The following is a 19611-nucleotide window of genomic DNA, read 5'->3' as shown; positions in this document are numbered from 1 at the left end:
GGCAAAACGCCCGCGTGCAATGCCCGCAAGGGCCAAAAACCAAAGGATGACGGTCGGCTTCACGACCTGAACACCTCTACATCGCCGACACGTCGCAAATTCAGCTGCTTGTTCAGCGTAGCCTTAGACCGGCACGCCAATGTCGTGTTCAACTCACACGAGCATAATGTCGTTTCGGATGGCGTCGAAGCGCGGCAATGTCAGCACCCTTGAGTAGCCACTGCAACCGCTCGACGTCCAGCGTGACGACTCCGGTACTGCTGTCGGGCCAGACGAAGCGGTCCTTCTCTTCGAGTCTCTTGAGCAATAGCCAGAACCCGTTGTTATCCCAGCCCAGGATCTTGATACGATCACATCGCCGGTTCGTGAACACGTAGAGCGACGAATCCATCGGGTTCAGGCCCATCGCTTGTTCCACGAGAATCGACAGGCTGTTCATACCGTAGCGGAAATCAACCGGATCGCGGTGCAGATAGACGTTCAGACCTTCGTCGAACCGGAACACGCCAGCCTCCCGAGCACGTGGATGATCGTCGTGATCTCTTCGACGCCAGCCTCGCCGAAGTCGAGTTCGACGCCGTTGGGCAACCGAACATGTAGCGCGAGCGCCATCGACGGAACCGGCGTAGACGGTGTCGACGGCGACACAGGCGCAGGGATGACGGGAACAAACGCCGGTAAGGCATTTGCGTTGCCGGCACTTCTGACCGTCGGCGCAGGAATGTCGATCGAGACGCCATCGATCACCATTGGGTCTGGCTCTCGCGGATCGTGCAGGATTTGCGGCTGATAGCGCGCGATCCACCGACGTAACTGGTTCGGGTTGACGTCGTGATCCATGGCCGCACGCGCGATCGACACGCCCGGCTTCAGGCATAGTGCGACCAGTTCCCGTACAGCATCCTCGTTAAATTCGCGCCGGCCATCCCGTTTCTGGCCAACGACCAGCCTGCTGCGAAGGTCTCGATTCTCGATCATTGCGGTCTGAGTGCATGTGTCCACGCGGACACTTAGGTTCAGACCTTTAGCCACTCATTGGAAGGACGTTGTTCCTCGACCGCATACGGCGGAGGCGCAGCCGCTTGTGCGAAAAGTATTGCTGTTTGGCAGCCGTGTCCGTGGTACCGAGCGATTCGATAGCGATATCGACATCGCTGTGGAGATCCAGAAGTTGCCTGGCGACTCATCTGAATGGACCACCTTTGTTTGCGAACGTGATGGCCTGAACGCTGCCTTGCAACCTCTTTTGCCGATGCCCGTTCAGTTGGAGTGGCACGGCGGTCCCATCGAAACACCGACCGTCCACGCTGGGTTGCTCGAAAGCTCAATACTGGTCTACGACGCTACGTAGAGTCCAACGACAACGGGATTGCGCTTTTGACTCGTCGCGGCTAGGTGCCGCTTATGAACAGGGGGACGCAGCGTGTACGAAACGATTGAACAAATCCAGGCTCTTCGCGACGTCGTTGCCGAGTCCGTTAGTCTCGAGTTCAAAGCCGGGGCCAAACTCGAAAACATGAGTGATCGCGCTAGGTTGGGATCTGACCAAGATCCGGTCAAATTGCTATCATAAGCCTTGGGGTTATGAAAAAACGATTCTTTATGCGGTGATGATATAAAGAAATCAAGCCGTGCATGCTTCCCGAACTGCTGCGCCCGCTTGACGTCCGGCGTGGTCGGTACGCAAGTAGATGGCGTGATCGAGATTGACGCGTGCCGCAGGTTGTCTCGGACGGCGGCCGGCCCGACGTCTCTAACGATCGCGTAGGTTGCATGGGCATGCCGCATCCGGTGCGCGGTGAACTGGCGTAGCTTCTCAGCCAGCGCGGGATGGTCGCGTCCTTACGCGACTGCCCTGAACGCGCGACCTCTCACTGAGTCATCGTTCGCAGCAGACTCCGCATGACATCCTTCAGCGTGTCGTGTCGGGGACCGTCGGTTGCCGCCGCTACGACTCGGAGCATGTCACCTTCGAGCCTCGCCTCATACGAGACGATACAGCGGCGGTCATGAGGGAAACGGGCCAGTTTTTCGCCAATCAGGCGCTCGATGCCCTGTATGGCCTCACGTCGTATTTCAGGTGGAACACTTTTGTTGAATCTGATCTGATCTCGTAGCGCTTCGCCACGCTCGTCCTCGGGCAGGAGGCTGATATTCCATGCCGCCACAATCGCCGTCAGTGCGCTCTGATATTCCTCCAGTGTGGGATCATCGGATACCTCCTCCTGAAGCATCTGGGCGAGGGGCCAGGAAATTTTCTGTTCCGGCGGCAGGTCATTACGATCGAGAACGATAGCGTCAGGCATCCCCGACTGAACCGCTCCCTGTCGCAATACCTCCATCTCACGCACGCCCAGCTTGCGGGCGCGCGACGATTTTTTTTGCTGACCGGCTTTACCCATTTTTCAGCCCCCTTCGCTCGTTCTGAATCTGCAAATTATAGCGAGCAGCTGGTTGCACGGATTGGCGAAGGTAGACCGGATTTTTTGCGCTACACTGGCCGCCCCATTCGAGATCTGGAATCCGGCATGGCAACCGTCGAACGTACCGCGTATCCGCGCTTTCCCAAGGGTTTTTCACTGGCGGAGCTGCAGGCGTTCTATACGCCGGACGTTGAAGAGCTGGAGTGGGCACGTCGCAGCGCGCGTGGCCAGTCTTCGAGACTGGGTCTGCTCGTTCTGCTGAAGGTCTTTCAGCAGATGCACTACTTTCCCTTTGTTGATGCCATTCCCGCCGTGGTCATCGAGCACATCCGGACGAGCGTGAACATCGCAGCGGGGACGGCATTCGACTACAACAGGGCAAGATCGCCCGCCTTGTTTCGTCACTATGCGGCAATCCGGGAATTTCTCGGCATCCAGTCCTACTACGGTACCGACGCCAACGAGATCGCGGTGCGCGCGGCGCACGAAGCCGCTGAGACAATGGATCAGCCGGTAGACATCATCAACTCAACCATCGACAGCCTGATCCAGCAGCAGGTCGAACTGCCAGCGTTCTCGACCCTCGATGCCATTGTCGAGCAGGTCCACACACGAGCTCAAACGACGCTGTTCCGACGCGTCTCGCGCCGCCTTTCCGAGGAGGACAAAGCCCAGCTGGACAGGCTGATCAAGCGCGAATTCAACCAGCGTCAGAGCGCGTACAATACCATCAAGCGATACGCGCTGCGACCATCGCGCAAGCATATCTCCCTGCTCGTTGACCATCTCGCCTGGCTCGATGGTTTTGGCGACTTCGCCCATGCACTGGAAGGGGTTCCCGCGACAAAACTGCGTTCCCTGTCGACGCAGGCGATGAGTCTGGATGCAGCGAATCTGAAGGAAACCCTACCAGAGCGGCGATATACCCTCATCGTCGCATTGCTGCATCAGATGCGCGTGCGCGCCCGCGACGACCTCGCCGAGATGTTCATCCGCCGTATGGGCGCGATCCACAAACGGGCCAGGGAAGAACTCGACCAGATCCTTGCACGTCAGCGCGAGCAGATGGAAAGCCTGGTTGATATGCTTGACGGGGTCGTCAATATTGTCGATGACCACACCGACGACACCGAGCTTGGTGCGCGCGTTCGCCAGTATCTGGCCCCGTCTGGCGACCTCGAACCATTGCGCGAAAGTGGCAGAAACTACCTGCCACTGCTGTGGCGACATTTCAAGGCCCATCGATCAGTACTGCTACGTCTGGCGCACGCACTGGCATGGAGCTCGACCACCCAGTCCAAGGCCTTGCTGCAGGCGATGGAGGTCGTTTTCAGGAACGAATCGCTTCATCGGGAATGGATCAACGTCGAGGTCGACCTCAGCTTTGCTTCCGAGCGCTGGCGCAAGCTCGTTTGCCGCCCGCCCGGGAAGGGCGCGCCGACCAACCGGCGTTATCTGGAACTGTGCGTACTGTCGAGCATGACGAGGGAACTGCGTAGCGGCGACCTGTGCGTAGACGGCTCGGATGCCTTCGCTGACTATCGCGATTACCTGTTGCCATGGAACGAGTGCGAGAAGCGTCTGCCGGCTTACTGCGAGAAGCTCGCCATGCCGGACAGCGGTGCAGGCTTCGTGACCCGGCTGCGCGAATGGCTCTCGGATGCAGCACGTCAGCTGGATGACCGCTTTCCTGAGAAGTCCGAACATGTGACCATCAACAAGGCGGGAGAGTTTGTTGTCCGTCGCACCACAGCGACCGTCATCCCGGAAAGCGCGGTGGCCCTGCAAAAGGCCATCGTCAAGCGCATGCCCGTGCGCAATCTGCTGGACGTTCTCACCAATATCGAGCACTGGACACATTTCACGCGACACTTTGGTCCGTTAAGCGGCAACGATCCCAGAATCCGCGATGCCGAACAGCGGTACCTGCTGACCATCTTCGCAATGGGATGCAATCTGGGGCCCACCCAGGCCGCACGCCACATGGGTGACAGGATCACGCCGCACATGATGTCGTTCGTCAACCGCCGGCACCTGAGCCTGGAGCGACTCGAGACCGCCCAACGTGAGCTGATCGAACTTTATCTTCAACTTGACTTGCCGAAACACTGGGGCGACGGCAAAACAGTTGCAGCCGACGGGACACAGTACGACTTCTACGACAATAACCTGCTGGCCGGCTATCACCACCGCTACCGCAAGATGGGCGCGGTCGCATACCGCCACGTCGCCGATAACTATATCGCGGTGTTCCGGCATTTCATCCCGCCTGGCATATGGGAAGCCATCTACGTGATCGAAGGGCTGCTCAAGGCCGGCCTGAGCGTCCAGGCCGATACGGTGCATGCCGATACCCAGGGGCAATCGGCTGCGGTGTTTGCTTTCACCTACCTGCTGGGCATCAAGCTGATGCCGCGGATTCGCAACTGGCAGGACCTCAAGCTGTACCGTGTGGATGCTGCAACCCAATACAAACATATCGATGGCCTGTTTACGGAAACGGTTGACTGGGAACTCATCGGGCGCCACTGGAAGGACCTGATGCAGCTCGCGCTGTCGATCCAGTCCGGAGCCATTTCATCGCCCCTGCTGCTGCGCCGTTTCGGTGCGGCGAGTCCGAAGAATCGCCTGTCCCTGGCGGCCGAGGAGCTTGGCAAGGTGGTTCGCACCGTATTCCTGCTTGAGTGGCTCGGCAGCAACGAGTTGCGGCAGGAGATCACCGCCACGACCAACAAGGTCGAGTCCTATAATGGCTTCGCCAAGTGGTTTTCGTTCGGCGGAGATGTGTTGCCGGTCAATGACCCGGACGAGCAGCAGAAACGTCTGCGTTACAACGACCTGATGGCTTCGCCGCAATCCTGCAAAACACGGTGGACATGATGCAGGCGTTGCGCTCGATGGTGAATGAGGGCATTGAAGTCAATCTCGACGACATTGCATTCCTGAGTCCCTACCTCACCAGCAACCTGAAACGTTTTGGCAGGTACGAACTGGATTTTGGACACGTCGAGGGCTGGATACACGATCACCTGTTCGCCGGCCCGGTCCGTTCCCTGCGGAGAAACCGATCCCATGCCCGACATTGAGACCCCCTATGGCATCGTCGATGCCAACGCGCTGCAGTCATTGCAGCATCGATACGATACGACTGTCATCCAGCAGGCCGTGGACCTTTTCGACACGATCCGTGCGCGCTGCGAGCCCGATGGGCTGCGTGACGATCTGTTGCGCCTGCACGGCATGGCACATACCGTGATCAATGGCGCAGGCCTGGCGGTCCCGACGGACGATCTCACGCTGGTGGAACAAACCGATTGCATCCTCGATGAGCTGGAAGACTGGCAGCTTGTGCTCGACAGGATGGTTCTTGCCTTGCGCCCTCTGCAGGATTTGCGATCAGAGACGGACGAATCACTGTGAAGCCAGCCTCGTACAAGTGGCAGTTCGCCCAACGTTTTCGTCGCCACGCTTTCGGCTGGCGCTCGGATGTACCGATCCAGCGCATCAAGGAAGCGCTCACGGAGATCAAGCTGATCGCGCGTACCGATCCGGTGCTCGCAGCCGACGGCGCCGTGAAATTCCTGGAGAAGATTTCGCCCGCTCTGGAACACGTAGACGGATCGTCCGGCGCGATCGGCTCCGCTGTGAACCGGGCCATCGAGGTGCTCGTGCCGATCATGGCGGGTGCACAGGTCGATGCCGTTATGCGTCAGAGCTGGCTTGAGCGGCTGTGGGAAGCCATTCAGGATCAGGGCGTCCCCTACATCGAGGGGCTGTCGGATGAATGGGGCAAACTATGCGTGACAGCGGAGATCGCCAATACGTGGGCCGACAGGTTCATTGATCTGGTCGAGCACGTCTGGTCCGACGGACCTGGCGGATATTTTGCGGGAACAACGATCTGTCTGGCCTCGCTATATGCGGCTGGACGACATGCGCAGTTGCTCGCACTGGTGGAGCACGCGCCTTTCAAGCAGTGGCACTACCGGTGCTGGGGCGTCAAGGCGCTGCTTGCGATGGGCCGGAAGGCAGAAGCCCTGGCCGATGCGGAAGACACGCGCGGTCTCAACAGCCCGGATGGGCAGATCGCGCAGGCGTGCGAAGCGATCCTGCTGTCATCGGGTCTTGCTGACGAGGCATACCAGCGCTATGCGCGCGAAGCCAATCTGGGCACTACCTACCTGGCGACGTTCCGGGCCATCGCGAAGAAGTACCCGCACATCGCACCGCAGACCATTCTGCGCGATCTGGTTGCTGCGTCGCCGGGTGAGCCGGGGAAGTGGTTCGCGGCGGCCAAGGACGCGGGCCTGTTCGATCTCGCCATCGAACTGGTCAATGGCAGTCCGACCGATCCACGCACATTAACGCGTGCCGCCAGGGACTTTGCGCAGAAGCAGCCGGAATTCGCGATGGCGGCGGGACTCGCGGCGTTGCGCTGGATGTCACAAGGCTACGGCTACGAGATCACCGGGATCGATGTGCTCGACGCAAGCCGCGCGACGCTGCAGGCAGCGGTGCACGCTGGCGCCGATGCTGAATCAGTCAGGGAGCAGATTCGCCTGTCAGTTTCCGGAACCTCCCCGCACGCCGACTTTGTGAGTCGGGCCCTGCAGGCGATCTAGCCCAAAGGATTGTGATGAAAAATCCAGGCGGTTCGTCTTTTGCGATTGATCCAGAGATAACCTTTATTATCTCTGTGGCATTGTCTTTGTACTAAACTCAATTGCATGAAAACGCGCCTCACGATCCCGGCTACTGCCGACATCCCGACTGACTTTCCCGACGCCGGCGCGCTGGCAGCACTGCGTGTCTGGTATGAGGGCGCATCCTCGCGTGAGGCCGCGCAGCGGTACCTGCGCGATCAACTCAGCCGCGGCCAGTCTGCCCGCGGCGTCATCGGCCAGATCCGCCGGCAACTTGCACTTCACGCCCGCAGCCGGCAGCGGGCAGATCTGGCCACGCTGTTCGAATGCCCGGCCCATAAGCGCAGGCGTCATGCCCGCGCCATCGCACAGGCTGTCGAAGCGCTGCGCAAGCTGCCTTTGCCGCCCCCGCAGATCGGCGACGACATTGCGCATTGGCTGCCGGATCGTGCTGTGCGTGCCCTGTACGCGGCCGATATCCGGACCTTGGCCGATCTCACGGTACGGATTCCGCGTCGCCGGCAGTGGTGGACCGCCATTCCGGGTCTCGGCCCGGCCAGCGCCAGAAGGATCGAGGCCTTCTTTGCCGCGCACCCGGCGCTCACCGAGCGGGCGCGCGCACTGATCGTCGCGGACCGGCAGTCCGTCGTCACCCCTTGGGAACAGCTACGGCTACCGCACGAGGTTGACGGATCGGCTGGTGCCTTCCGCGCGCCAGCGTCGAGTTGCATCCTCGGCGCGGACAACGATTACGACGCCGTCCAGGCGTGGCTTGCATTGCATGAATCCCCGGCCACTCAGCGCGCCTACCGCAAGGAAGCCGAACGCCTGATCCTGTGGGCCATCGTCGCTCGCGACAAGGCGTTGTCTTCCCTGAGCACCCGCGATGCAACTGACTACCGGGCGTTTCTGCGCAGACCGACACCGCGCGAACGCTGGGTCGGACCACCTCGACCGCGCACCTCGCCGGACTGGCGCCCGTTCGTCGATAACCTCTCGGCCCGTTCGATCGCCCATGCGCTTGCGGTGCTCAGCGCCATGTTCCGCTGGCTGGTCGAGCAGCGCTATGTCGTGGCCAACCCCTTTGCCGGCATCAAGGTGCGCGGCAGCAAACGTGCGATGGAGCTCGAGACCACGCACGCCTTTACCGAAGGCGAATGGCTGCTGGTACGCGCCATTGCAAACGGGCTCGAGTGGTCGTACGGCTGGCAGGCCGCCGCCGCGCACCGGCTTCGGTTCATGCTGGATTTTGGTTACGCGACGGGACTGCGGATCAGCGAACTGGCCGATGCCGCCTTGCGCAGTGTCGAGGCAGACGCCGCCGGCGATCACTGGCTGCACGTGACCGGAAAAGGTGGCAAGCCAGCACGGGTGACCTTGACGCCCCTGGCACGCAGCGCGCTGGACCGGTATCTGCAGGAACGGGGGCTACCTGTCAGCCGCGCGCACTGGAACCCCGCCACACCGGTGATCGGCAGCCTGGACGTCGATGCGGACGGCATCAAGCCCCTGCGTCTATGGGAAGTCATGCGACGGTTTTTCCGGAGCGCTGCGCGAATCATTGAAAGCGATCACCCGGCACTGGCTGAGAAACTCCGTCAGGCGACGCCGCACTGGATGCGGCATACCCATGCGACCCACGCGCTTGCGAAGGGTGTGGAGTTGAGCGCTGTACGGGACAACCTTCGTCACGCCTCGATTTCGACCACGTCCATTTACTTGCACGCCGACGACGTCAAGCGGGCACGACAGTTCGGTGAGGCGTTCACGGCTTGATTGGCTTATGCTGCTATTGAATAAGGAGAGGCGACTTCATAACCGCTGGGCTTATGATAGCAATTCGACCGAATCTTGGTCGTACCCCGTGTTCCATCGGAGGAAACCTTGGCGACATACAAAGAGCTGAAGGCACAAATGGCCGAGCTGGAGGCACAGGCGGCGATGGCCCGGGCCGCAGAGTTTCAGGAGGTGCTTGCGGAGATCAGGGCAAAGGTCGCCGACTACGGGTTCACCGAGCAGGACATTTTCGGACGCGCGAGCGGCAGGCCGACGAAGCGCGCCAAAAGCGGCGCGCCGGCCAGATATCGTGACCCGAAGACAGGGGCAACGTGGTCAGGCAGGGGTCGCGCACCCAGCTGGATCAAGGATGCGAAGAACCGCGACCGGTTCCTGATTGGCAGCCAAGGTTGCGCATTGGAGGACGAGCGCGAGGTGTAGTTGCCACGCCCACGCGTCAGGTGTCCGGCGTCGATCCACAAGCGCACTGAAATACTCTCGGGAACTCCGCGTAGAATGCGCGTACGTTCAGGAATCACGGAGCAGAGGTTGGTCAGGTCGAGGAAAGCAGAAAAGTTAAGAGTTGTGGCGGTCCGCATCGATCCGGGAATCGAGCGCAGGCTCCGGCTACTGGCCGAAACGAGCGGACGCAAACCGTCGTTCTTCCTGCAGCAGATGATCGAAGGCGGAATCAGTGCGCTCGAGGACGTCTGGTTGCCCGTTGATGTGCTTGCGCAGGTCCGCGCCGGTACTGTTCCGGAGCCCGCTTCACACCACGCGGAACCAGACCTGTTTGAAGATTCTGCGTTCTAGCAACTGGAGCGGGACGCACCGACGACCTGTTCGTTTGGCGACTTGAAGGGCCGCAGTTAGAGGCCGCGTAGACGTTCGAGGTTCGCACCCAGACGCGGCAGGACCCTCGCGCAGCAGGCGCATTTGCCGGAATTGTGACCACAACTGCAGGCAAGGGTTGTTAACTCAACAGCCGCGCGGACAGGCCACCTAGTAGTGCATCGCATTCGTATGCTGACAGCTGCGCGGTCCATGCCGCGCCCTGGCGGGTGGTCAGCATGCGCGCATAGAGTTGCTCAAGCACCGTGGCCTGTCGCTCGCCAGGCGCGGGGCCATCGTTATAGTGCCGGCGAGCCTGCCGGTGCCAGTAGCCGATGGCTGCCTCGACCTGCGCGAGTGTGATGCTGCGCGGCAAAGCGAGGGGACGAGCCCTGTTTGGGGCGGTGCCTGATTTTCCTTTGTCTTTCATGGTCGCTGCAATATTCATTGGCGCCTATAGCAAGAAAAAGACCCGCCGGTCAAGGCGGGCTAGGACATAGACCTCATGGACGTCGTTGGGACGGTCAACTTTACCGCAACGCGTGCCGCGTGGCAGACCGTGCATTCGCGCAACGTGGCGCAAATGCGCGTCCGGGCGGTGACACCACTAGGTTGGGGCTAGATGCGGACCTGAAGCACCACCTTCCATGAGGGCAGCACAGGTTGTAGATCGTCGCATTCGCACAGATATGTCGTTCCTCAGGCAGATACTGCCGCGTGAAACCGGCGTCACGCGTATCTGAATATTCAGCCCCTCATGGCAGAACAAGCGATTTGCTTAGTACTCCTGCCGCCATCTATCGTTCGCCTGTCGAACGAATTGTGGTGCCGCGATATGTGCGTGTCAACCTACCCATGCTAGTAGGTTGATATGTGATGAGCGGAAGACATGATTTCAAACTCAAACAGAAGTTCGGATCCAAGGCGGGAATTACCGCACTGTGTCCTTTCTCGTACCCCTCGTAGGGGCACAACCATCGATCCGATCTGCCGCCAGTAACGACAGCAGTGGAGATTGATACAGGCGCCTCGGCGCGAAGCTGCCCGATATGAAATATGATATTTAAATGGATACATAGAAAATCATGAAATCAGATAGCGCAATAATTAGTTTCATCGAGAATTTCCCTGTTTCGGCGAGCCTAAAAGAAGCTGATACCGGGAAATACATAGTCAATAACGTATATAATTCTCGGCAATTTGGCGTACAGGATCCAACGGATCTCGTTGGTATAACCATACGAGATCTAAAATTTCGCCAGTCAGAATGGGGCGCGCGGTATGCAAGCATGATTGAGAAGCTCGATTTTCGAGCTCGTGAAGAAAAATCTCATGTGCTTGGCAGGCATCAATTTCTCGATGATGACGGTGATGCTCAGTTGGAAGAGATGGTTAAATTTCCGGTGTTAGGCTCTAGAAAGAATATTCTGGGCATAGTGACCTATCGGCATGACATTACGCCAACCCTTCCTCCGAACAATCTTTACCGCCTATATCGTAATTTTTACGACACCAAGAGTGCGATCTGGCGGGTGCTGCAGTATCTCGAAGTCGATCTATATTTTGTCACGCAACCTACAGAAGCGCAGTTTAGGGTTTTTCTTTTAAAGTCGGAGCGATTTCATATTAAGGAGATCGCGAAATTTCTCAACATGTCTGACCGAACAGTAGAGTGCCATCTGAATGCCCTGCGCAACAAGGTTGTCGACGGTAATTTGACCCACGTGCTATCTCTTGTAAAATGGAATGCCTCATGCGCTTGCAATTCAATCCATTGCTGAGGATCGCACTCACCGCTAATCTTTTTGAATGGTACGAGTTTTCACTTGCTGCTTTTATGGCCTTGGAGATAGGTCGGCTTTTCTTCCCGGCAGCGAGCGACAAGGCGGCACTGATACTAAGCTTTTCGGTGTTCGCGAGCAGTTACCTAGCGCGACCTTTCGGTAGCGTGTTTTTTGGAATACTGGGCAATCGGTGTGGTACGGGGGCTGCGCTCAAGCTCAGCATGATAGGGATGTCGATTCCCGCATCGTTAATCGCGTTTTTGCCGACCTACCAAATGGCAGGTTACCTCGCGACTGGATTATTGATAAGTTTAAAAATACTGCAAGGTTTTGCGGCAGGCGGTGAACTGCCATTGAACGGCTATTTCGTGTCCCTTAACGTGGCGGACAAAAATCGCGGCCTCTACTGCGCGGCGGTCGCGGTCAGTGGATTCCTTGGTATGTTGCTGGCGTCTGGGATTGTTTTTATCTTGCCTTACAGCGTTGCAATGCTGCCGTGGCGACAAAGTGTTAGAGGTTCAATGTACTTAGCGGAATCGTGGCGCTGGCCATTTTTTCTCTGTATTCCTTTGTCATTTTGGATCTATTCAATCAGATCATCAATTCCCACGGACTTTAGTGATAAAGCGGTACATTGTGTATCACAAGTAAGGCCAGTGTTGCCGCTGATGCAAGCCTTTGTCTTGGTTGCATTCATGGAAATTCATATCTATACGGCGATCGTCTGGTTGCCACGCTATTTGCATATTTATATCGGTGCATCGAGTTTCGAGGCCAATTTGACAAATGTAATAACGTTGGTGATTTTTTCCATATCGATGCTGAGCGCTGGTTATGTTACGCGTTGGATCGATGCTACCTATCTCGTCCTTCTAAGCATCGTAGTGGTGGTCTGCAGCAGCTATCCGCTATTTGTGATTTTGCAACGTGGCGATTTTATGACGTTGCTGCTTGTGCAAGCGGCTTTTGCAGTCATGATGGGTTGTCTTGTCGGCGTAATTTTTGTCGTGCTGCCAGACTTATTTAGAAGTAATTGGCGGAGTTTGGGTATGGTTAGCACCTACTCCATTGCTACCGCGATTTTTGGTGGAACCGCACCTGTTGTTTGTGCTTATTTGATCCAGGTGACACATCTGCTCACTGCGCCTGCACTTTATATTACGGCAATGGGTATCCTGGCCGTGCCCATCGCGGCCAGCATATCCATGAAGAAGAAACAAATTCATATTCCAGTCGATCCAATTGAATCCGAGCAACGACGCGGGTTCTGTCGCAGTAAGGAAAGGGAGTCAAGCAAATGCAATATGCGAAGGATGACTTATGATGCCAGCGAATAAGATTGCTGGGCGGCGGACCGCGCAGTTTTGCTCGAACATTTCATCTGTCCTTTCTTGATCATGTGCATCAATTCGATGCCACTCAGAATGACGCGCGCGCAGTTGAAATCCTTGAACCCGAGCATCGGTCGGATCCGGCGTTTGATGGCCCGATGGTCCTGCTCGACGATGTTGTTCAAATACTTGATCTGACGAACCTTGATGGGCGTCTCGCGCTCGGCATTCACCGCGTTAAGCGCAGCCAGATTGGAGCCGCTTTTGTCGATGGTTATCGTCTCGGGCGAGCCGTTCTGACCGATTGCCTTTTCGAAGAAGCGCCGAGCAGCAGCCTTGTCCCGCTTGGCCCTGAACAGAAAATCGATGGTGTTGCCCGCCTTATCCACTGCCCGGTAAAGATACTTCCACGAGCCCTTAACCTTGATATAGGTTTCATCAACCCGCCAGCTCTTGCCGACCGGCCGCTTGTGCTTGCGAAACGTCTTTTCGAACAGCGGTACCACCTTGACAACCCAGCGATGCACCGTCGAATGATCGACGCCAATGTCGCGCTCAGCCATCATTTCCTCGAGATTGCGAAGACTCAGCGAGTAAGCAACGTACCATCGCACGCACAGCAGGATCACTTCAAGCGGATAGTGCAGCCGCTTCAGAACCTTGGCGATGCCCGGAGCAAGCGTCGTTCGTGGCGTCAGTATCTTCTTCATCGTTTGGCCAAAGCGTTCTCGTCAGCCTCGAATTTTACCTCCCTCGCGTTAATGCGACAGAGCCAAAGAAAGCGCAGAAGGCGCTCGGCAGGCCGGTCAGCACACGGCTCACGGAAGACCAGTGGGAGGCCTTCAATGAAAAGGTCGAGCGCTCCGGCATGAGTCCATCCAGCTTTCTGCGCGAGTGCATCCTGACGAACCGCACGCAGATCGTAGCTCGCCCGCCCGCGAGCGTCGATCGCCAGCGGATCCTGTTCGTGATCAACAAGACCGGTAACAACCTGAACCAGCTCGCCCACGTGGCGAACACGGCCCGTGTATCTGGCCAGCTGTCGAAATCCACCTTCGCTGCGCTGGTCGACGAGCTGGAACTGATCACCCAACTGCTCAAGGCTCATCTGCATCGTGTTGATTAGGGTGTCCGGCCGCCACGACGGCGTGAAACAGTACCTCGAGGAGGGCCGCAAGGTCGGCCGCGACTTCGGTCGCGACGACCTGGACGAGCGTGTGGTGCTCGCCGGCGACCTCGACCTGACCGACGCGGTAATCCAGTCGATCAGCGCTGCGCCCGGCGTCGAGCGCTACCTGTCGGTCACGCTCTCCTTCAAGGAGGATCATGTTGATCGCCAGACGTTGTTCCAGGTCGTGCGTGACTTCGAGGCCTTCGCGCTGCACGCGTACCGGCCGGACGAATACAGCTTCTATGCCGAGGCACACCTGCCGCGCATCAAGAGCTATGTCGACCAGGTAACGGGCGCGCTCGTTGAGCGCAAGCCACACATCCACATCGTCATTCCGCGCTGGAACCTGCTCGCGGAAAAGCACCTGGAACCACTCGGGTACGTGCGCTCGAACCTGAGTTTCATTGATGCGTTCCAGGAGCACGTGAACGCGAAGTACGGGCTGGCGAGCCCGAAGGACAACCGCCGCACGCTGCTGACCGACGCATCGGAAATGATCAGCCGCTATCGTGGCGACCTGTTCCGCGCGAACAGCCGTGAGCTGAAGGAACAGATCCTTGATGCCGTGCTTGATCGCGGTATCCAGAACCACGCGGAATTCATGGCGCTGCTGCAGGAGCATGGCGCTGTGCGCATGCGCAATGCCGGGCAGGAGAACGCCTATCCGAACGTGAAACCGGCGGGCGCCGACAAGGGCGTGAACCTCAAGGAGTATGTGTTCACGCCTGAATTCATCGCACTGCCGACCGCCGAAAAGCTGCAGGCGCTGTCGGCCGATGCCGCCGACCGGTACGAAAGCGGTGTCGCGCGAAGACGCACGCCGGAACACATCATGGCCGTACTCGATGAGTGGTACGCCACGCGCTCGCGCGAAGTGAAGTATCTCAACAGCGGTAGCCGTCAGTACCAGCGGTACATGGAATCCTCTCCCCACGACCGCGGGCTGATGCTCGCGGATCTTGAACGCGGTTATTACGCACAACATCTGAAGGCACATCATGAACGAGCAGACGACACCCTCCCAGGCCTCACGAGACACCTTCAACGAGATGGACGCGCATTTGAATTCGGCGCCCAGCCGTCAGACATCCTCGACGGGTCAGGCGCGCGGGAAACAGGGCTCGAGCTCGCGGGATACGTCGACGATGGATACGGCGGGCTCGATGCCGAGTCTGACCTTGTCGCAGGTGGGGCGTACCCGTCGCCCGAGCCCTTCGACGCTGTGCGAAACGTGTCCGGCCGCGCTGTGGACGGCTTCGGATATCGACCTGCAGTGCTATTGCCGGATCATGCGCTTCACGAGCTGGAGCCAGACGGCACCGTATCCACGCATCGCCTGCGACGGGCTGCAGATCGCACTCGAGAGCCTGCAGCGCCACGAATAGGTGGCCATGCAGGCGTGCCATCTCCCGGCGAGTTCGAAACGTATCACCAGGCGCTTGAAGCGCACTACGCATTCGGGGATCCGTTCGACAGCCTGCCGGCGATGTGGCCACCACCAGCAACGCGCACACCGCACGGCATGTCGCCGCCCGACTGGTTTTCCGGCAACCGGCGAGACCCGTTCATGGATGACGGTATGAACGGGCTCGAGGCGATCGAAATGCATTCCGGTATCGTTGCCTCTCAGCCAGACGTGCGACGCCCGCGCGCGATGCCGGGAAGTAACAACGCTTCCGGCGGCCGGCACGCGTATGGCCGCACACTCGAAGCACACGACACGTTTGGCGGTCCTCTCGACAGTCTGCCGTGGATGGAGTCGACTGCGACGTGGGAGCCGCCCGGCATGTCGGCGCCGGACGGATTTCCTGATGGGTTCCCATATGAGCGGCACGATCCGTATGCGGACCGCTTTGGTCCATTCGACGCGTATGGGAGATATGACTCGTCGCTCGACTTTGAGGCTGGCCGGGCAGGCTGGCAACAGCCCCCGGGCATGGCGGCCGATGAACCGCAGTACCGCCCGCGACGCTCCCGCGCTGGCGACGCCACATTTGCCACGCCGCGCCACACGGGCCGCGTCTCGGACAATGCGGTCTCGCAACTCGCGCGTGAGCTGCGCGAGCTCAACGTGGAAAGTCGTCAGTATGCCGAATTTCGAGAGATACGCCTGGGCCTCGATGCCCGTCGCCTGCTGGCTGAACTGTCCCACACCCATGGCGTGCGGCCGGCGAAGTATGCGGTCGTGACAGGCCGCGACGGTGGCCAGCGCGTCCGCGCCGGCTCGCGCAACCTGAACCTGTCGGACTTCCTCACGAAAGAACTGAATCTCTCGTGGCGAGAAGCCGCGCCGCTGCTACGTGCGGTGTATGCGCGACAGCAGGCCGGCGAGCCGGTCCCCGCCCCGCGCGAATTGCCACGCGCAGCGCTCTGGCGTGAATACTCGGTCGCGCGCGAAACGCATGTCGCGGCCCGCAGCAATGCGTGGCTCGCACAGCGCGCAAGCGAACAGGAGCGGCGCAGTGTAATCCGCGTTGCGTTTGAGGACAGGCGTACAGCGATCAGGCAGGACGTGCGACTCACGCCGGCCAGCCGGCGTGCCGCAACGTCTCTGGCGCGGGCCGAACAGGTGGGCCGCGAGGACGTGCTGCGCGAGTCGATTGCGCGCGAGCGGGCAGCGCTGAAGGCTGAATTCGGATCGGCGGGCGGGCCGACCTTCTCTGCGTGGCTGAGAAACCGGGCCGAACAGGGGGATGAACGGGCGCTCGAGGAGCTGCGCCGCACTGCGGGTCCGGAACAGATAGCCGCAGACGTCGACGTCGATGAAGGTGGCGCGGCGTTCAACGTGATCCGGCCGAACACGCCGCGACCGCACCCGCAGGACGAAGACAACGCGATCATTTTCCGCTCGCCCGGCCTGTCATGGTCGGTCAACGACCGTGGCGACGTCACCTATCGGCTTGACGGCCGCGATGTCGTTCGCGATCGCGGCACCAGTGTGCAGGTGCTGCAGGCCGAGCGCAGCGCAATCGAGACCGGGCTGCGTCTCGCGCAGGGCAAGTTCGGCCACACCCTCGAACTGGCCGGAGACGACGCGCACCAGTTGGCGGCCGCAAGGGTGGCGGTGGATGCCGGCCTGCGCGTGCAGTTCAGCGATGCGCGCCTGAACCAGGCGATGGATCAGTACCGCCACGCGCGCGTCGATCTGCAGGTGCGTGACGTACTCGGTCCGCGTGGCGACAGCGCACCCGACCATGCGCAGCCGCAATCCGGTCAGCCCGCGCCGGATGGGCCGAAGCCTTCCGGTGACGGCAAGCCGACCCTCTGATGCTAGAGCGGCCACAACCCGTTTCCGCCTGGTGCATAGCGCCGCCCGAAGCCGGGCAGGGACGGTCGCGCGCGCAGACCACGCACGAGGCAGGCAATCGCGCCGGGCACACTGATCGCCGGGGCGGCCGCCCGCGTATCCTGCTGGAAATGCAGGATCGACTCGGCGCGTACCTGGGCGATCCCGGCCGCCATCTGCCGACGCTCAACGCAGTGAACGGGAGCGCTCGCCAGCAGCGCAGCGAGCGTCGCGTGCGTCCAGCTGCTGCTCGCGATGCTCTCCTATCTCGACCTCGCGAGCCTGCGTGTCGGCATCCCCCAGCGCGACGGCGGCTTCATGAGCGTCACACTGCCATTCCTCGCCAGACACGCGAGCCTGCCGGTAAGGAGAGCTGAGCGTGCGATGCGCGACCTGCTGCATGCGGGCCTCGTGACGGCGCAGCAGCGCGCCGAACGCACGGAGGACGGCGGTTATCGCGGCCTCGCGTCGCTGCGCCAGTTGCCGGCCGCGCTCTTCGGCGCATTCGGGCTGTCAAAGTGGCTACGCCACGAGCGCAGCAAGGCCGTGATGCGCCGCTATCGCGCTGCCTCGGAGGCCACGAAAGCCGAGCGTGAACAACGGCGCGGCAGCCGAGCCGAGGCGCAAGCGTCACTCGCGCTGGGCGGTATTGCGCAGCGGCTGCGGCAGCGCTCATCGCGCGGGACGGCCGCAGAGATGTCCACGGTGGCCACCGGTCGCGCCGAGGCCATTGCCCGCCGTATCGGCGTACTCAAAGCCCTTCATCCCGACTGGGATCGCGCTCGCTGCTACGACATGGCGCTGGGCGAACTCGACTAGCGGATCACGACCGCGCCTTACCCGCTGTTTATCATTACGACGTCGCTGACACCCGGCGCGCGTGCGATCGCGCGCACTGACCCAATGTGAGAACCCGTGTACGCGAAAGGTGCCACGCCCCCATAGCCAGTTACCTTTTGGCGATTTATCCACAGATGCCCGCCGGGCATGGCTGCGCAATCGCATGGGCGGCCGGTTATTTGTCGGGAAGAATGGCGCTTAATTGTGGGATCTTAATCAGCGCAGTTTTATCAGTACTGCCGGCAGTCGATTCCACGCCCCCTGAGGGGGCTCGATCGGCCCCCAACAGCGCCGCGCTTCAACCGGGCGGTGGGCGTGGGCGCAGCACCGCCCGGAGTGCTTCAGGCGATCTGAAAAGCAGCTTGCAGGAAGGGGGCATGAGCCCGTGGTTTCCGTCAAGCCAACACCGTGTTACAGTGTACTCCACATGTAACACATCGGATGCCGCCATGAGCGAAGCAACGTTTACGTTTCGGGTCGATGAAACCCTGAAAACGGAGTTCTCCGAGGCCGCAAAGGCTCACGACCGCACCAGCGCGCAACTCCTGCGCGACTTCATGCGCGATTACGTCAGGCAGCAGCAAGAGGCGGAATACGACGTCTGGCTGCGTGGCAGGGTGCAACGCTCGAAGGAATCAGCCGACGCTGGCAACCTGGTGCCGGCTGCTGAAGTCGAGGCCCGGTTCGCGGCCCGGCGTGCCGCAACACGCCTCCGGCTTGACACCGCGAAATGATGGAGCTGTTCTGGACGCCGGAAGCAATTCAGGATCGTGAGGGTATTTACGACTACATCGAGTTCGATAATCCAGCCGCGGCGATCGACCTCGATGAGCTGTTCAAGGAGAAGGCCGCCGTGCTGGTTGATCATCCCGACATCGGCAGGCCTGGCCGCGTGCCCGGCACACGCGAGCTGATTGTGCTCCGGAATTACCTCCTGATCTATGATGTCAGCGGCGATCTGGTGCGCATGCTGAACGTGGTCCATGCGGCCCGGCAGTGGCCACCCACGCAGGAGTAATGCAGTTAGCCATATTGATGAAAGGCGTCTCCCTGAATGTGAGCAACGGATGGGACACACCTGTTGCCTTCGCTTCGCGTGCTGTGCTGATCTCGGTCTTCACGTCGGTATCGGCCTCGCTCCTTCCTCCTTGCCAGCGAGCGTTATCGAATGCCCGCCGCTTTTCGCTCGCGCGACGAGAATTTGCGTAGGCTCGCGTACGGATCGACGAGCCGCCGCGGCAGCCGGAATATCTTGAGAAGCGGCATCAATGTTCCGAACATGCCCGCGCCCGCAACCATTCCGGCTACGATGCGCAGGTTCGGCCAGTCATCGGGAATTCCGTTGATCAACAGGATCCCAACGATGGCAAGGCCGGCCATTGCGCCAAAAAATCGCCATGTGCGTATTTCGGATGAACGTGACCGGCCGTTTCGGGATCGTGACCGGGGATTTCGGCAACGTGACCGGTCATTTCGGGAACGTGACCGAGCGGACCGGACGGCAGGATTGGCGTTGCGCATGACAT

Annotated in this window: 19 protein-coding genes and 2 pseudogenes; 14 read left to right on the top strand and 7 right to left on the bottom strand. The window is 60.0% G+C overall.

From position 1 onward, the window contains the following. Positions 1–148: 148 nt before the first annotated feature. Both tnpB and ACLFKU_RS39290 read right to left on the bottom strand, forming a co-directional pair. Positions 149–505: an IS66 family insertion sequence element accessory protein TnpB gene (gene tnpB, locus ACLFKU_RS39295; protein WP_410852793.1), complete on the bottom strand. Its 357-nt coding sequence runs from the start codon at positions 503–505 to the stop codon at positions 149–151. Further along, positions 481–978, bottom strand: a complete 498-nt coding sequence (locus ACLFKU_RS39290; protein WP_410852792.1) for a transposase — start codon at positions 976–978, stop codon at positions 481–483. Before ACLFKU_RS39290 ends, tnpB begins: the two co-directional genes overlap by 25 nt. Before the next feature lie 10 nt (positions 979–988). Here ACLFKU_RS39290 and ACLFKU_RS39285 point away from each other — a divergent pair, with 10 nt between their 5' ends. Beyond that, positions 989–1351, top strand: coding sequence for a nucleotidyltransferase family protein (locus ACLFKU_RS39285; protein ID WP_410852791.1), 363 nt, complete (start codon positions 989–991; stop codon positions 1349–1351). Positions 1352–1695: 344 nt separating this feature from the next. On the opposite strand, the pseudogene ACLFKU_RS39280 reads toward ACLFKU_RS39285, so the two are convergent. Beyond that, a pseudogene (locus ACLFKU_RS39280) lies at positions 1696–1836 on the bottom strand (site-specific integrase); the annotation flags it as partial. 35 nt (positions 1837–1871) lie between these two features. Further along, the gene (locus ACLFKU_RS39275; RefSeq protein ID WP_410852790.1) at positions 1872–2402 is read right to left on the bottom strand and encodes a hypothetical protein; all 531 of its coding nucleotides are present in this window, start codon (positions 2400–2402) and stop codon (positions 1872–1874) included. Between the two features lie 126 nt (positions 2403–2528). Between ACLFKU_RS39275 and ACLFKU_RS39270 the strand changes: the two are divergent. From ACLFKU_RS39270 to ACLFKU_RS39245, 6 genes and pseudogenes are all read left to right on the top strand, one after another. Beyond that, positions 2529–5509, top strand: a pseudogene (locus ACLFKU_RS39270) (Tn3 family transposase). Continuing rightward, on the top strand, positions 5496–5843 hold the full coding sequence (gene tnpC / locus ACLFKU_RS39265) for a Tn3 family transposase post-transcriptional regulator TnpC (protein ID WP_410852789.1): 348 nt from the start codon (positions 5496–5498) through the stop codon (positions 5841–5843). The pseudogene ACLFKU_RS39270 and the gene tnpC overlap by 14 nt, the downstream one beginning before the upstream one ends. Further along, a complete protein-coding gene (locus ACLFKU_RS39260) occupies positions 5840–7045 on the top strand; it encodes a hypothetical protein (RefSeq protein WP_410852788.1) in 1206 nt (401 codons plus the stop codon). Before tnpC ends, ACLFKU_RS39260 begins: the two co-directional genes overlap by 4 nt. 105 nt (positions 7046–7150) lie before the next feature. Continuing rightward, entirely contained in the window at positions 7151–8842 is a 1692-nt protein-coding gene (locus tag ACLFKU_RS39255) for a site-specific integrase (protein WP_028232000.1), read from the top strand. A 108-nt stretch (positions 8843–8950) separates the two neighbouring features. Beyond that, a complete protein-coding gene (locus tag ACLFKU_RS39250) occupies positions 8951–9283 on the top strand; it encodes an H-NS family nucleoid-associated regulatory protein (protein WP_410852787.1) in 333 nt (110 codons plus the stop codon). 144 nt (positions 9284–9427) lie between these two features. Next, positions 9428–9655, top strand: a complete 228-nt coding sequence (locus ACLFKU_RS39245) for a hypothetical protein (RefSeq protein WP_410852786.1) — start codon at positions 9428–9430, stop codon at positions 9653–9655. 160 nt (positions 9656–9815) lie between these two features. On the opposite strand, the gene ACLFKU_RS39240 is transcribed toward ACLFKU_RS39245, so the two are convergent. Further along, positions 9816–10103, bottom strand: a complete 288-nt coding sequence (locus ACLFKU_RS39240) for a DUF3717 domain-containing protein (RefSeq protein ID WP_410852785.1) — start codon at positions 10101–10103, stop codon at positions 9816–9818. Between the two features lie 655 nt (positions 10104–10758). Here ACLFKU_RS39240 and ACLFKU_RS39235 point away from each other — a divergent pair. Beyond that, positions 10759–11454, top strand: a complete 696-nt coding sequence (locus ACLFKU_RS39235; RefSeq protein WP_410852784.1) for a helix-turn-helix transcriptional regulator — start codon at positions 10759–10761, stop codon at positions 11452–11454. Next, positions 11427–12794, top strand: coding sequence for an MFS transporter (locus ACLFKU_RS39230; protein ID WP_410852783.1), 1368 nt, complete (start codon positions 11427–11429; stop codon positions 12792–12794). Before ACLFKU_RS39235 ends, ACLFKU_RS39230 begins: the two co-directional genes overlap by 28 nt. On the opposite strand, the gene ACLFKU_RS39225 is transcribed toward ACLFKU_RS39230, so the two are convergent. Further along, complete coding sequence (locus ACLFKU_RS39225) at positions 12776–13498, bottom strand: IS6 family transposase (protein ID WP_410852782.1); 723 nt, start codon at positions 13496–13498, stop codon at positions 12776–12778. The two genes, ACLFKU_RS39230 and ACLFKU_RS39225, sit on opposite strands and share 19 nt — an antisense overlap. Here ACLFKU_RS39225 and ACLFKU_RS39220 point away from each other — a divergent pair. The 5 genes from ACLFKU_RS39220 (at position 13477) to ACLFKU_RS39200 (ending at position 19103) form a co-directional block, all read left to right on the top strand. Next, positions 13477–13914, top strand: coding sequence for a plasmid mobilization protein (locus ACLFKU_RS39220; protein ID WP_410852781.1), 438 nt, complete (start codon positions 13477–13479; stop codon positions 13912–13914). The two genes, ACLFKU_RS39225 and ACLFKU_RS39220, sit on opposite strands and share 22 nt — an antisense overlap. Then, positions 13904–17227 carry an LPD7 domain-containing protein gene (locus tag ACLFKU_RS39215; RefSeq protein ID WP_410852780.1) on the top strand — a complete coding sequence of 1108 codons (3324 nt, stop codon included), beginning with the start codon at positions 13904–13906 and terminating at the stop codon, positions 17225–17227. The genes ACLFKU_RS39220 and ACLFKU_RS39215 overlap by 11 nt, the downstream gene beginning before the upstream one ends. A gap of 273 nt (positions 17228–17500) precedes the next feature. Next, on the top strand, positions 17501–18064 hold the full coding sequence (locus ACLFKU_RS39210; RefSeq protein ID WP_410852779.1) for a hypothetical protein: 564 nt from the start codon (positions 17501–17503) through the stop codon (positions 18062–18064). A gap of 470 nt (positions 18065–18534) precedes the next feature. Further along, on the top strand, positions 18535–18819 hold the full coding sequence (locus ACLFKU_RS39205) for a CopG family ribbon-helix-helix protein (RefSeq protein WP_410852778.1): 285 nt from the start codon (positions 18535–18537) through the stop codon (positions 18817–18819). Further along, positions 18816–19103 (top strand): type II toxin-antitoxin system RelE/ParE family toxin, encoded by a 288-nt coding sequence (locus tag ACLFKU_RS39200; protein WP_410852777.1) that lies wholly within the window; start codon positions 18816–18818, stop codon positions 19101–19103. The genes ACLFKU_RS39205 and ACLFKU_RS39200 overlap by 4 nt, the downstream gene beginning before the upstream one ends. A gap of 143 nt (positions 19104–19246) precedes the next feature. Here the strand turns inward: ACLFKU_RS39200 and ACLFKU_RS39195 are convergent, their stop codons facing one another. Beyond that, positions 19247–19465, bottom strand: coding sequence for a hypothetical protein (locus tag ACLFKU_RS39195; protein ID WP_410852776.1), 219 nt, complete (start codon positions 19463–19465; stop codon positions 19247–19249). Positions 19466–19611 lie beyond the last annotated feature (146 nt).

Origin of the sequence: Paraburkholderia sp. EG304 (assembly GCF_046543485.1) — a bacterium.
In the GTDB taxonomy this organism is placed as follows: Bacteria; Pseudomonadota; Gammaproteobacteria; order Burkholderiales; family Burkholderiaceae; genus Paraburkholderia; species Paraburkholderia youngii.
This window is presented reverse-complemented; position numbering and strand designations above follow the sequence as displayed.

Coding starts and splice junctions, on each gene's coding strand:
- tnpC (WP_410852789.1), top strand. CDS start 5,496: ATGCCCGACATTGAGACCCCCTATGGCATCGTCGATGCCAACGCGCTG.
- ACLFKU_RS39200 (WP_410852777.1), top strand. CDS start 18,816: ATGATGGAGCTGTTCTGGACGCCGGAAGCAATTCAGGATCGTGAGGGT.
- ACLFKU_RS39225 (WP_410852782.1), bottom strand. CDS start 13,498: ATGAAGAAGATACTGACGCCACGAACGACGCTTGCTCCGGGCATCGCC.
- ACLFKU_RS39275 (WP_410852790.1), bottom strand. CDS start 2,402: ATGGGTAAAGCCGGTCAGCAAAAAAAATCGTCGCGCGCCCGCAAGCTG.
- ACLFKU_RS39290 (WP_410852792.1), bottom strand. CDS start 978: ATGATCGAGAATCGAGACCTTCGCAGCAGGCTGGTCGTTGGCCAGAAA.
- ACLFKU_RS39195 (WP_410852776.1), bottom strand. CDS start 19,465: ATGGCCGGCCTTGCCATCGTTGGGATCCTGTTGATCAACGGAATTCCC.
- ACLFKU_RS39255 (WP_028232000.1), top strand. CDS start 7,151: ATGAAAACGCGCCTCACGATCCCGGCTACTGCCGACATCCCGACTGAC.
- ACLFKU_RS39240 (WP_410852785.1), bottom strand. CDS start 10,103: ATGAAAGACAAAGGAAAATCAGGCACCGCCCCAAACAGGGCTCGTCCC.
- ACLFKU_RS39205 (WP_410852778.1), top strand. CDS start 18,535: ATGAGCGAAGCAACGTTTACGTTTCGGGTCGATGAAACCCTGAAAACG.
- ACLFKU_RS39230 (WP_410852783.1), top strand. CDS start 11,427: ATGCGCTTGCAATTCAATCCATTGCTGAGGATCGCACTCACCGCTAAT.
- ACLFKU_RS39235 (WP_410852784.1), top strand. CDS start 10,759: ATGAAATCAGATAGCGCAATAATTAGTTTCATCGAGAATTTCCCTGTT.
- ACLFKU_RS39210 (WP_410852779.1), top strand. CDS start 17,501: ATGCTCTCCTATCTCGACCTCGCGAGCCTGCGTGTCGGCATCCCCCAG.